The sequence below is a fragment of the Clostridium chromiireducens genome, assembly GCF_002029255.1.
GTDB lineage: Bacteria > Bacillota > Clostridia > Clostridiales > Clostridiaceae > Clostridium > Clostridium chromiireducens.
On record NZ_MZGT01000003.1, the window covers coordinates 80,025 to 93,590 of the forward strand.

Below are 13,566 nucleotides of genomic sequence, written 5' to 3' on the forward strand. Positions count from 1 at the left end.
CTATAATTATATTATTAAGCTGGTAGACAAGTACAAATATATAGAGATGCCTCATTAGCTTTTGTTATTTTTATAAGAATAAAATAAGTTGATTTTTATATAATAGTTATATGAAAGGAATGAGAGTATGGGTGATAATGTAAATGTAGTATTAGAAAAAATAAAGTCAGTACCAACAATTAAATCAGGAAAGAAATCCATAATAACATTATCAAGTAATGAAGCAAATTTAAGCGCAGAAGATTTTAACGAGGCAGCTGAGTATATTTGGGATAATAATTTAATTAAAATATTGAAAGTAGAACGTGATCATAGCAACATAGTAAGGATATATGCAGAGGTTACTGAATGATTTTTTAGTAGAAAATTTAGGATTATGTGTACCTTTTAAATTTAATAGGAGCCTATGAAAATAACAGATCAATTGATACATTGGTCTGTTATCTGTTTTTATCTAAAATAGAAATTTCTTTATTTTTTAAGAAACGAGTTTTAATTACAAAATATATAAAGTTATCTAATAGAACTTTTCAATGCTATTTTTGTTATTAATTAAATAGATTATTTTTTGTAATGATGGTTAATATAATAGTGTCCAATAAATTAATTGCTAAAGGAGGAGATAGAAATGGCTTCAAATAAAAGTGGAAGAAACAGAACTTTAGTACCAGAAGCAAAACAAGGTTTAAGCAGATTAAAAACTGAGGTTGCATCAGAAATTGGATTAGGTGATTATGAACATGTAGATAAGGGCAACCTTTCTTCTAGACAAAATGGAAGTGTTGGTGGCTTTATGGTTAAACACATGATTGAAGATTATGAAGGTAAATTATAAAAATAAATAATTAAATTTGATTAGAAAATTAAATTTAAGCAAAAAGGACTCCGAGGCTTAACTAACCTTGGAGTCTTTTTTTGTTGAGGTTTATCATAAATTTTATCTATATAGTTGAAGATCTTAAATAATTTACTGTTGAAAAGCTAAATAAGAAAGCAGTAATAATTTACCTAGCTATTGTAACTATTTTCTTCTATCACTTATATGTAATGCACCAACTATAGTATTGCAATATTCAACCATTTGGTCAATTGATATAGGCATACCTTCTTCAAGCCATTCACCGGCAGAATAAACTAAAGCAGGGGAATAGAAGTCCGCAATGATATCTATAGGGACAATAAATTTAATTCCACTAGCCTCATCATTTTTAAGTTTTGCTTTTACGCATTCAAGTACTATTTTTTGAAGCGTTTTCATTGCAGAACCATTTTTTAATAATCCCACGCAATACATTTTCTTATTTTCACACATATGTTCAAGAAGAAGTTTAAATAAATTTGTATAATACTTCTTTGAGTCTTCTGTATCAGAATATTGCATACTTTTTTCCTCAAAATCTTTTATTAATTGTCTTAATAAAAAATCAAGCAATTGGTATTTGTCTTCAAAATGTTTATAAAAGGTAGTTCTATGTATCATAGCTTTATCACAGATATCTGAAATTCTAATATCTTCAAAGCTTTTTTCTGTAAGTAATGATATTAAAGAATCAGATAGTAACTTATAAGTTCTTCTTATTCTTAGATCAAGGGTTTCTGTAGTTGTATTATTACTCATATTTTTTCCTCCAAACTAATAATCTACATTTATTCCAAATTGTAGATTAAGTGTATAAATTAAAAATATTGTTTCTTGATTACTATATAGCAACAGTATAAATTATAAATATACAGTTGTAAAGATAATATACAACTGTAGAATAAAATGAGTTTTAGAATTAATAATATAGAGGTGGATGTAAATGAGTAAAAAAATAAAAAAAGTATTAATAATTGGAATTGTTCTAAGCATTATTAATAGCAGCGCTCTACCAGCATTTGCAGTAGAAGATAAGGAAAAGTTAACTAAGGTTCAAACAACTCTAGTAAATGAGAAAATAGTGGATATTTCAACTAAGACTCAAAATCTACAAATTACTGAAGTAAGAAAAATTCTTACATTAGATAAAGCAATTGAAGCTGCTATAAGCAATAGTGACAAACTAAAATTGAAATCAAAAGAGATTAAAATGTACCAAGATAAAATTGATCTTCAAGAAAAAAACAATGATTATTATAAATCTATTGGTCAGAAAGTATATGATTTTCCTTATGATAAGCTTGAACTTCAAGAAAAACAAACAAAAGAGTCAAAAGAATTCATGGAAGACCAAATTGCTAATGATATAACTAACAAATATAACGATATGATTTTAAAAGAAATTGATATAAATAAATCAAAAAGATATTTAGAACTTAAGAAAAAAGATTTTGATTTTATTAAAGGGAAATTATCATTGGAAATGGCAACGCCTACTGAAGTTAAAGATGCAGAAATTGAATTAAAATCATTAGAAAATGACATAAAGGCAAAGGAGAATTTGTTAAATGATAACAAAGAATATTTTAAAGTGCTTACAGATTTGGATATAAAAAATACTTATAAACTTGACGATAGCATGAAATATGAAAAATTTAAAATAAGTGGTTCTATGGATGAGTATATAGATGACAAAATAGATAAATATTTAAAATATGATACTGAAATATTAAAACTTACTAAAGATTACATGAAAGATTTAAAAGATGATGGAATAAAAGACATTATGAAAAAGGATACGGAGAAGCTTCCAGATAAAGCTTTAAGCATAACAGCTAAAGAGGATGGAACATATGAATTTGATTCAGGTTCCTATGCTTTAAAACTAATAGAATATCAACAAAAGCAGATGGAATATTTAGCTAAGCTAAATGCATATGGAGAATATATTGGTGGAGATTATAATGTGAGCGAAGCAAAAGTTAAACTAGAGGAATCAAAGAGGAACCTTAAAAATGGATTAAAAGAAGGCTATTCAACGCTTCTTGATTTAGAAAATAAAATAGATGCTTTGAAAGAGCAGGTTAATTCAACAAATACTAAATTAAGTTTTGGGAAAGCACAAGTATATATGGGATTAATGCTTGAAAATGATTATGATAAGCAGGTTTTAGAAAGTGAAGATTTAGACACTGGAATAAGAAAACTTGTTTATACTTATAACAATTTAAAAGATAGCATACAAAAACCTTGGATATTAAGTAACAACTAAGTTTGTAAAGAAATCAAAAGTATGAATTAGGTGAAGGATAGAACTTCATAAGTAATAGGAGGACATATGAATAAGAAAATATTAGCAGGATGTTTAGTATTTCTTAATATTTTTATATTAGGCAGCTGTAGCGATGAAAGTAACTCAAAAGCAGAAACAAAAACTTATCCAGTAAAAACTGTAGAACTTCAAGATAAAAGTTATCCAGTTTCCTTGGAATATGAAGGCTTGACAGGAGGGAGTGAAGTTAGAAAGCTTTCTTTTAAAAGCTCAGCAAAAGTAGCTAAAATATATGTTTCAAAAGGACAGCAGGTTAAAAAAGGAGATAAGCTTGTTGATTTAGATAAAACAGATTTAAAGTTTGCAATGGAGGGCTCAAAAGCACAAATGGAAGCTGCTTCAGCACAGTATGAAAAAGCAGTAAATGGAGCGGAGGCAGAGGATATAAATAAAGCACAAATTGCAGCAAAAAATGCTGAGGATAATTATAATTACTGCAAGGATTTATATAATAAAAACCTTACTTTATATGAAATGCATGCAGTTACTAAGCAGCAGCTTAATGATATTAAAATTAAATTAGATGGAAGTGAAAGTGAATTTAACGCTGCAAAGGAAACTTTAAATCAGGTTCAAAATGGAACTAGGAGTGAAGATAAGAAAGCAGCACTTGGGCAGCTTAATGCTGCAAAGGCTGATTATAATTCGAAAGTTGATTTGTTTGAAGATGGTTCTCTTACAGCAGATGTAGATGGCTATGTAGTAGATGTTATTTGTAAAGAAGGAGAAATGCAGCCAGCAGGATATCCAGTTGTATTAATTAGAAGTGAAAATCAGGTGGTTACAGTAGGATTATCTGATGAAGATGTAAAGAAGATACAGCTTGAAACAAAAGCACAAGTTAAAATTGATGATGCTAAAGTAGAGGGAGAAGTTATGAATATAGTTCAAATGGCTGATAGCAAGTCAGGGACATATAGTGCAGAAATTAAACTTTTAACTCCGATAGATAATAGTAAATTTTATATAGGCCAATCTGTAAAAGTTTATATTAATGAAGGAGAAAAGGGTGGAATTTGGATTCCTATTACGACTATTTTAAATGATGGACAAGATTATGTTTATGTTGTAGAAGACGGACGTGCTGTTAAGAAAAATATAACTTTAGGGCAGACTAACGAAAATCAAGTGTGTGTGGAAGGCTTAAAAAGTGGAGATAATCTTGTTAATGAAGGTATGAAAAATATAAAAGCTGGATATCAAGTTTCAGTAAACTAAAGGAGGAGAAATTATGGGATTGATAAATGCTGCTATAAAAAATAAAAAGATAGTATTGTTTTTAGTGTTAATTGCTATCGTCGCTGGTCTAGGATGTTATCATTATATTCCTAAACAAGAAAGTCCAGATGTTTCATCACCAGCAGCAATGATTACAACTATTTATCCAGGAGCTTCTCCTAAAGATGTAGAAAGTTTAGTAACAAAAAAAATAGAAGATAAGGTAGAAGAAATAGATGGATATGATTATGCTGAATCTTTCTCACAAAATAGTGCATCTATTGTCATTGTTTATTTAAATAGTGATGCTGATAAAGATAAAGCCTGGCGAGCATTAAGAGATAAGGTCAAAGATTTAAAATCAGAGCTTCCAGATGGCTGTGAAGAAAGTACGATAGATACAAAGCTTACTGAAACAGCAGGTATAATTTTAAGCGTATCTGGTGAAAATTATTCTTATGAACAACTAGGAAATTATGCTGATGATATTAAGAAGCAATTAGGTAATGTCAGTGGTATTTCAAGATTTGATATAAAAGGAAAACAGGATAAACAAGTAAAAGTAGAGGTGGATTTAAGTAAAATAAATAAATACTCTATTTCTCTTGAGGAAGTATGTGGAGTATTAAAGGCGCAAAATGTAGAAATTCCATCTGGAGATTTGGAGCTTAAAACTGGGAAAATTAAAGTGCAAACACCTGGAAGCTTCACATCCATTAAGGATATAGAAAATACAATTGTAGGAGTTTCAGCGGAGAGTGGACAAACTTTGAAGCTTAAGGATATAGCTACTGTGAAGATGGATTATGATGACGATTCAGCTTATAAGTTTACGGATAACGGAGAAAAGGCAGTGCTCCTTGCAGGGTATTTTCAAGATAATAAAAACATAGTTTTAATTGGAGATGATGTAAGAAAAAAATTAGATGAGGTAAAGAATCAATTGCCACAAGATTTAAAGATAGATGAGGTTACTTTTCAACCTAAAGACGTAGATGAATCGGTTTCCTTCTTTATGAAAAATCTTGAAGAAGGTGTAATTCTAGTTGTTATAACTGTTCTTATAGGGATGGGAATTAGGAATGCACTAGTAGTATCTTCAGTAATTCCAATATCTATTGCTCTATCATTTATTGCTATGGAGGTTTTAGGAATAAAAGTTCATCAAATGTCAACTACAGCTCTCATTATAGCACTCGGAATATTGGTAGATGATGCAATTGTAATAGGTGATGTTGTACAAGTTGGAATTGATGATGGATTGTCTGGAGATGAAGCAGCGTTTAGAGGAATTAAAAAGTTATTTGTGCCTGTATTTACCTCCACGTTAATTATAGTTGGCGCTTTTGCCCCTCTTTTAAATATACCGGGAGCTGTGGGAGAATTTATACGAACACTGCCACAAGTAGTAATGATTTGTATAACTTGTTCATATATATCAGCATTATTTATAACTCCTGCTATGTCATCCTTATTTTTTAAGAAAAGTAAAGTAGCTGCGAAGGAAAATAAAATTCAAAAGTTCTTTCATAAACTTTTGAATTATGGGCTTCAGCATAAAATAAAAGTGATTGCTGCCTCTTTACTTATATTTGCAGTTTCAATGGGATTAATGAATTTACTAGGGTCGCAATTTTTCCCTTATGTAGATAAGAATGTTATTTATATAGATGTTTCTAATGAAAAATTTGAAGACATAGAAAATACTGGTGAATTAGTAAAAGGAGTAGAAGATGTTTTAAAACCCCAAGAAGAAGTTACAGGTTATACTTCAGCGATAGGAGGCGGGATGCCTAGTTTTTACATTACACTCCCTACAGTTGCACCATCAAAAGATACTGCACGAATTATGGTTAAAGTAGATTTAGATAAAACTAAAACATTTAAAACAAGAGAAAAGTTTGTAGAATATATACAAACTCAGTTGGATAATAAAATATCTGGTGGAACTGCAACAGTAAAACTTTTAGAACAAGCAGAACCAATAGGATCACTGATTAGATTAAGACTTACAGGAGATGATTTAGATAATATTTATGCTGCGTCGGAACAAATACAAGAGAAATTAAAAAATATGCAAGGTACTACAAATGTAAGAGATGATGCAGCTAAAAAGACATATGAATATGAAGTGAATATAGATAGTGATAAAGCATCTCAATATGGTTTGTTAAAGTCTGACATCTTAAAACAGATAAACATTGCCTTAAAAGGATATGCAGGGTCTGTTTATAGAAAAAGCGGAAGCGAATACGATATATTAGTTAAAAGCAATATTAGCTCAGTAGAAGATTTGAAAAACTTACAAGTAAAATCAAGTATTACAAGTAATAAGATTTTACTATCTCAAGTTGCAGATATAAAACTTAATTCTCAATTGGATCAAATAAAGCATTATAAAAAGGAAAAGACTGTAACAGTATTTAGTGATTTAAAATCAGGTTCTAACTCAAGTGATATAGAAAATGAATTGAAGCAGGAAATAGGTAAAATGGATCTAAATGGTGTAAATGTTCTTTATGATGGAGAACAAAAGCAAATAGAAACAAACTTTACAAGCTTAGGTATTGCAGGCGTGCTTACAATATTAATAATTTATTTAATTTTATTTGTTCAATTTAAGTCGTTTATACAACCTCTTGTAATAATATATTCACTGCCTCTATCATTAATAGGAGTAATAATAGGGCTGCTAATGTGTAACATGCCGCTATCCTTAACTGCTGTTATGGGAATAATAAGCTTGATTGGAGTAGTAATAAGAAATGCCATTTTACTTGTAGAATATATAATTGAAGGCAGACATGAAGGTCTTTCCATAGATGAAGCTTGTATACATGCTGTAAGTTTAAGATTCAGACCTATAATATTAAGTTCAGTAGCAACTATTACAGGGCTTGTGCCACTTGCGCTATCCAATAGTACATTATTTGGTCCAATGTCTGTAACTATAATATTTGGACTTGCATCGGCTACTTTCCTTACATTTATAATAGTGCCAGTTATGTATTCTTTGGTTAATACTAAAATTGAAGAGAAGCAGGCAAAAGCTAAAGTGATTAATTAGAAACTTTCAATTAAAAAATATTAGTTATATTTAAGCTTAGGAAACATGGATAATGTGTTAATTTGCATATTGACAAAAGTACTTTTAGTAAATAAACTGATACTATAAATACTAAACTGGTACAATTTAGAACTGAAGATTTATGAAAAGAAGTTAATACGAGTAAACTCAAGCTTTACTCGTATTTTTTATAAAAAGAAACACCATGGAAGAAACTCCAAATTTTGTTAAAAATGTTTTTGGTTTCAATCAAATTGTAAAAAAATTGACGATATAATTCTACTTTTGAGGAGGAATTTTTATGAACATGAAAGAAAAAATTTTAAATGCTACTTTGGATTCTATTAAATTTAAATTAATAATTGCTATTGTAATTGTGCAATGCGTCAGCTCCTATATAGGACAAGGTGTAAATTTAGCTATAGCAAGAGGAAGAGATGCACTACAGGGAGTGGGTGTGGCTACTTTCTTTTTAGATGGTGCTGTTGGTGTTTTTGTATCTGCTGCTATAAGTATAATAATATCAGTTTTTATCATAGTTTATATTTATGATAAATTGGTTTTAAAAAGACTTAAAAAAGTATTGAGTTTCACACAAAAATTAGGCAATGGAGATTTGTCCGGGGAGATTAATTTTAAAGGACATGATGATATAAGCAAGTTGGGAGAGAGTTTAAATAAAGCTGTATCAAATATAAAAATATTAGTATCAGATATAACTAATATTTCTCAAAATATTAATACTTCAAGCTATGAATTATTAGAAGGTACAAAAAGCTCTAGGTCAAGCATAAATACTATTAATTCAACTTCATCTACACTTTCTGATGAAGCGTTTAGTTTAATAGATACTACTCAAAAAGCAAATTTATCCATAGAAGAGATAGTAAAGACAAAAGAATTACTCTTAACTAAAGTAAAAGATAGTTTAACTTCATCAACTGAAATGGAAACAAGGGCAGCGGAAATGAAAATAAAAGTTTCTAGTTCACTTGAAAAAGCAAATATAACTTATAGTGAAAAACAAGAAAAAATTCTTAGAGCTATTGAAGCAGGTAAAATAGTTGAAGAAATTAGGATAATGTCTGATACCATAAAAGGTATCTCATCTCAAACAAATCTCCTTGCATTAAATGCGTCTATTGAAGCTTCAAGAGCAGGTGAACAAGGTAAGGGGTTTGCGGTAGTAGCTGAAGAAGTAAAAAAACTAGCTGAGCAATCCACAGAAGCTATTTCAAATGTGAACAATCTCATTGTCCAAGTAAGAGAAGTTTTTGACAATCTTGCAATGAGTTCTCAAGATATTTTAAATTATATTGATAACAATGTTAAGGCAGATTATGAATTATTACTTCAAACGGGTGAGCAATATCAAAATGATGCTAAGCTTATAAATGATATATCTATAGAAGTCACTTCATCTGCTAAATCAATGAATAACTCAATTGGAGAAATTAGCAAAGTCATTGATGAAGTTGCTTATATATCAGGAAAAACTTCAGATTCAACAGTTGAAATTAATCATAGTTTATCTGAAATAAATTTAATTATGAATGAAGCGAAAGGTTCCATGGAAAATCAAGTTGTTTTAGCTAATAGATTAAAGAAATCTGTTGAAAAATTTATATTAGAGAAATAGTGAACTAAAGAAATTTTCTTGCTTTGTAAAAATATAAATTATTTTTTGTCATATTATTGTCACAAATCTGCGATAGTATATAAATATAAAGTAGTTAAAAATTATTTATCCCCTATTAAATAAATATTAACCAGTATTTAGAATGGTCTATACACCCTAGTAGATCATTCTTTTTTATTTTATCAATTGCATTTGAATATGACACACTGTTGTCAAATTCAAAATGCTAGAATAAAAATGGGTTAAACACAAATTTTTATAGGAAGAAGATGAATAAGATGAAAGATATGAATTTTAGTGAAGTGGTTGAAAGCTCTATTAAAATAAGAAAACTCTATCACAAATTAGAAAAACAGTATCATGGAAAGGAATGGACAGTAGAAGAAGATGCATTAGCTTTTCTAACAGATGCTGGTTTGGTTGGACGCTTAACTATGTCTCAGCAAGAACGCTGGCCAAAGGGTGGAGATACAATTTCTGAACTTGAACATAAGCTTGCTGAATGTATATGGTGGTTGATTGTTTTAGCTGATCGTATGAATATTGATATAAGTGAAGCACTTCAGATATTTTTGTCAAAAACAGAAAAGCAACTTGATTAATATGAGCAGGAGATGAACAAATTATTCAGATATATATTTGAGCCTTTACTGCAAAGGATACTGCTGCTCGATTCTATAAATAGAAACCATAAAGGGCCTGTTGCAAAATGCATAAATATCCTATTATAAAGCTAAAACCATGCATAAATGAGAAATTAACTCTCATCAAATGCATGGTTTTTATTCATGTAAATTTTTAAATACTCATTTTGCAACAGCATCTTCAATAATTTTCACGTAAATATTTATATCTAGTGAAGTGTGGATGTAGAAAGCGAGTTAAGCTTATCTAGTGGGAAGTAATAATCCATGTATTGTCTCAATACAAGGCCAGTTGCTGGGCTGCCGGGTATTACCTCCTGGCAAAGCACCTCTGAGCGTATTAAGCTTTCTGGCTCATTTATTCCAAATAGTAACCGCATGCCTGTAGAACTGCTGAATCTAGGATTTATTTCGAAAATTACTGGCATGGAATCTTTAAGGCGCAATTGAATATTTATAGCCCCATAGGCTCCAAGTGTACTTGCAACCATGGCACAATAATCTGCAATGTGGTGATAATCATCAGAAACTGCAGCAATAGAAACTCCTTCCAGCAAATACCGCCTTAAAGCGATTTTTGAAATGACCTTTCCTTTTTGATTTATGCAAATTCCCACGGTAAACTCTTGATCCTCATCTGTAAGGTATTCCTGTATTATTAGGCTTTTCTTATCCTTTATATTTTCAAGGAGCTGCTGCTTATCCTTAACTAGAACAACACCTACTGAGCCACGTCCAAAACGCGGCTTGACTATCAAGGGAAAACCAGTACTTTCAATAAATGAGGAGAGCATACCAGCATCTTCAGGATACCTGATACTTGCAGGAATTTGAAAACCGGAGTTTGATAGATGGCACATGGTGAGCCACTTATCGGTGCAAAGCTCTATGACTTCAGGAGAATTAACAAACACCTTTGCGCCTGTAGATCTTTCAAGGGATTCTCTATTTCTTGAATAAAAGGGCAGCTCCGCTGTAGAGCCGATAAATATGGCTTTAATCTGATGATTTATACAAAGATTTTTAATAAACATATAATAGCTTTCTTCATCTGCCACCTGTGGAGCGATATAGCTTTTGTGAGCAAAGAATAAACCTAAGGAATATGGATTAGAGTCAATTGCTATTGTTTCAACAGGAAGCACCGATTCTTGCAGTGACCTGATAATACCCTGCCCGTATACGGAACCTGCACCTGTAACCAATACTCTGAGAGTACTATTGATTTCATTCACAAGTGTTTTTTCCTCTATATCAAGCATGGGTTTAGCTAAAGCTATCATCATTACACTCCTCATAAATTTTTTTACACAGCTCGAGATTTAACCGGTGACCGGATCTGAAGCCTATTACATGTCCAAGTACCTTTTTCCCAAGTAGCCCAAGGTCCCCGAGAAGGTCAAGGACTTTATGCCTAGCAGGTTCATTGGGCCATTTCCACGACCTGTACTCATCCACGGATTTGACTACCAATACATTTGAGCTGACTTTCCCAGTTAGGTTTACAACATCTTCAAGCTCTGACTCAATTATATAAGAACGGGCATCTGCCAGCTCTTTAGCAAAGGTTTCTGGAGTTATGTCCATTTCAGCTACTTGAGAAAATTGCGGCAGATTGGGATAGTCAAGCATATAGGTTAGTTTAAATCCATCGTAGGGAAGAGCTAGCAGGAACTTTTCATATTGAATATCCTCTAAGCTTTCATGTTTATATACAATAATTGGCTTAAGTATTTTTATAGTTTCCTTCTTGGCAGTTTGTTCCATTATCCCAGCGCCTAGGAGTGCCGCTTTGAACATTTTACTGCTGTAATCCTCCGTTACGGGCAGGCTGGCCTGTTCTAGCTCAATAAATACGTTGTCTAAGCCTAATCCTGATAAGGCTGCCAAGGCATGCTCCGTGTGTTCGATGCGAACATCTCCATCAACAAGAGAAGTCCATCTGTATTCAACCTTTGCTTTTTCTAATGAGCATTTTACTTTAGGGCAGCCTGGCAGGTCATTACGGATAAATATTATACCAGTACTTGGCGGGGCTGGATAAAAAGTTACCTTTGCATCAGTTTCGCCAGCAATGCTAGTACCCATTAAAGAAACCCTTTGTTTAATAGTTGTCTGATTATCCATTTCAATTTCAATTCCTTTCAACTAAACTGCAGAAATCAAGAATTTGTCTGGCCCGTTCCTTATAACTATGCTTTAAATAAACCTCCAGCTGACCGTTGCGCGCTATTTCTTGCCGTGCTGCGGTATTTTTAAGAAAATAATTTACCAGGTCAACTGTGTCTTCTGGGGAAGAGGCACATGATAGATGAACATTATTTATAAACAACTTGGTGACATATGGTGTTGGTACCGTAAGCAAAAAACCTCCCGAACCTAGTACTTCAAAAGTTCGAGATGTTAACATGTCATGGTCATTTTGCAAACCTAATATAATTCTAGCTGAATTATATACTTTATTTGTTTCCTCATAAGGTAGTTCACCTTTAAGCATGTGCTTTGGGATCTTAAAACCCATTAGCTCCTCATTAAAACTGTCCCAGCGCTTACCCCAAATAGCAATGTTATATCCTCTTTCTACCAAAGGCTTAAGTAATATCTGAACGCTATCCTTCCGATATGACTTCCACTCTCTTCCACCATTTCCGATTAAAACTACATCATAATCATATTTACTGCTTGGAGGTTCACTTTTATTGAATTCGGGATTGCAGCCAAAATCCAGAAGCCCGGCAGGAAGTCCAAGCTCCCTGTATTTATTTACACTACCAGGATGTATGGTCATAACTGCATTAGGTTTAAAGGTTTCAATACACCTGAAGGAACACTTTTCTGTCCATCTTGGATCTTCAGTTGCCCAATAGACATGTTTCACCTTATATTTAGAAGCTCTTTTCGTAAGCTCGTCTATATGCTTACGGCTATATCTGCGGTAAGCCCATCCCGTTGTTATCATAATATCAGGCCTAAAGTTGTCAACTGCGTCTGTTATAGAGCTTCTACTTAAATCCCTCAGGATAAAAACAGGGCAGTTTAATTCTCTAAAGCCCTGGGGTAGACCAAGAGTATATTTAGAACTATGTGCAAAAAACAGTATTTTTTTCATACTTACACCTCTTTCAATAAAAGCTTGCGTGTGCCTGCTGTCCCACAATTAAATAACATATCAACTATTGACAAGTTGGGTATAAAATTGCCCCAAAGCTGGGGATATGCTATAGGCTCATAATCCAAATACTCCAATTTAAATCCTTGTTTTTCAAAAATATCTGGCTTATTATATGCTTTTCCTCCAATACCGGACAGGTAGCTATCAGCAGAAAAGTGGCGGCAGATTGCAACTATCAGCTCATTTTTTCGAAGGTCAGAAAATTGAGGTAAATCTGATAAAAACACAAGCTTTGTTTTAAGTCCAAGCAGGTCATGTACCAGTTTGATAAAAGCTATGTTGGTATCTATAAGATATCCAGTATCTTGCAATACCTGCTCCATCATTGGGAAAACTTCTTTGAAATGAGGTGCCTTTGCGTAGTTTACTTTGAGTGCCATAAGATGATTCCTTTTAAAGCCCGGTATGACAGTAACTTCATTAAACCGCTGCAAGCCCATGCCTTTGCGTTTTACCGGCACTGTTAGTATCTGAGTCCCTTGGGAAGTTTTGATAAGATTCCTATTATCCAATGAACTGCCTGTTTGAAACTGAGCAGTATCTAAAATAAAAAAAATATCACACTGTGCCATCTTAACAAAATATCCTGGCCAGGGAATATAATTTGGTTGATGACCTGCTAATTTCATTACTTC

The 13,566-nt window shown here is 32.0% G+C and carries 12 protein-coding genes; 7 read left to right on the top strand and 5 right to left on the bottom strand.

Features of this window, described 5'->3' with window-relative positions:
- Nucleotides 1-127: 127 nt before the first annotated feature.
- The gene (locus tag CLCHR_RS01485) at nucleotides 128-352 is read left to right on the top strand and encodes a hypothetical protein (protein ID WP_079437888.1); all 225 of its coding nucleotides are present in this window, start codon (nucleotides 128-130) and stop codon (nucleotides 350-352) included.
- 276 nt (nucleotides 353-628) lie between these two features.
- Nucleotides 629-835 (top strand): alpha/beta-type small acid-soluble spore protein, encoded by a 207-nt coding sequence (locus CLCHR_RS01490; protein WP_079437889.1) that lies wholly within the window; start codon nucleotides 629-631, stop codon nucleotides 833-835.
- A gap of 186 nt (nucleotides 836-1,021) precedes the next feature.
- Here the strand turns inward: CLCHR_RS01490 and CLCHR_RS01495 are convergent, their stop codons facing one another.
- Nucleotides 1,022-1,618, bottom strand: a complete 597-nt coding sequence (locus CLCHR_RS01495) for a TetR/AcrR family transcriptional regulator C-terminal domain-containing protein (RefSeq protein WP_079437890.1) — start codon at nucleotides 1,616-1,618, stop codon at nucleotides 1,022-1,024.
- Between the two features lie 184 nt (nucleotides 1,619-1,802).
- Between CLCHR_RS01495 and CLCHR_RS01500 the strand changes: the two genes are divergently transcribed.
- From CLCHR_RS01500 to CLCHR_RS01520, 5 genes are all read left to right on the top strand, one after another.
- The gene (locus tag CLCHR_RS01500) at nucleotides 1,803-3,131 is read left to right on the top strand and encodes a TolC family protein (protein WP_079437891.1); all 1,329 of its coding nucleotides are present in this window, start codon (nucleotides 1,803-1,805) and stop codon (nucleotides 3,129-3,131) included.
- 66 nt (nucleotides 3,132-3,197) lie between these two features.
- Nucleotides 3,198-4,409, top strand: coding sequence for an efflux RND transporter periplasmic adaptor subunit (locus tag CLCHR_RS01505; protein ID WP_079437892.1), 1,212 nt, complete (start codon nucleotides 3,198-3,200; stop codon nucleotides 4,407-4,409).
- 13 nt (nucleotides 4,410-4,422) lie between these two features.
- Complete coding sequence (locus tag CLCHR_RS01510) at nucleotides 4,423-7,476, top strand: efflux RND transporter permease subunit (protein ID WP_079437893.1); 3,054 nt, start codon at nucleotides 4,423-4,425, stop codon at nucleotides 7,474-7,476.
- Nucleotides 7,477-7,777: 301 nt separating this feature from the next.
- A complete protein-coding gene (locus CLCHR_RS01515) occupies nucleotides 7,778-9,115 on the top strand; it encodes a methyl-accepting chemotaxis protein (protein ID WP_079437894.1) in 1,338 nt (445 codons plus the stop codon).
- A 269-nt stretch (nucleotides 9,116-9,384) separates the two neighbouring features.
- Nucleotides 9,385-9,717 (top strand): nucleoside triphosphate pyrophosphohydrolase family protein, encoded by a 333-nt coding sequence (locus tag CLCHR_RS01520; RefSeq protein ID WP_242965972.1) that lies wholly within the window; start codon nucleotides 9,385-9,387, stop codon nucleotides 9,715-9,717.
- Between the two features lie 251 nt (nucleotides 9,718-9,968).
- Here CLCHR_RS01520 and CLCHR_RS01525 read toward each other — a convergent pair whose 3' ends face one another.
- The 4 genes from CLCHR_RS01525 to CLCHR_RS01540 are packed head-to-tail and all read right to left on the bottom strand — an operon-like array spanning nucleotide 9,969 to nucleotide 13,560.
- Entirely contained in the window at nucleotides 9,969-11,045 is a 1,077-nt protein-coding gene (locus CLCHR_RS01525) for an ATP-grasp domain-containing protein (protein WP_169896727.1), read from the bottom strand.
- Entirely contained in the window at nucleotides 11,026-11,907 is an 882-nt protein-coding gene (locus tag CLCHR_RS01530; protein ID WP_139376194.1) for a UDP-3-O-acyl-N-acetylglucosamine deacetylase, read from the bottom strand. Before CLCHR_RS01530 ends, CLCHR_RS01525 begins: the two co-directional genes overlap by 20 nt.
- Nucleotides 11,894-12,868, bottom strand: a complete 975-nt coding sequence (locus tag CLCHR_RS01535) for a CgeB family protein (RefSeq protein WP_079437898.1) — start codon at nucleotides 12,866-12,868, stop codon at nucleotides 11,894-11,896. Before CLCHR_RS01535 ends, CLCHR_RS01530 begins: the two co-directional genes overlap by 14 nt.
- Nucleotides 12,869-12,870: 2 nt before the next feature.
- Nucleotides 12,871-13,560 carry a WbqC family protein gene (locus tag CLCHR_RS01540; RefSeq protein ID WP_079437899.1) on the bottom strand — a complete coding sequence of 230 codons (690 nt, stop codon included), beginning with the start codon at nucleotides 13,558-13,560 and terminating at the stop codon, nucleotides 12,871-12,873.
- Nucleotides 13,561-13,566 lie beyond the last annotated feature (6 nt).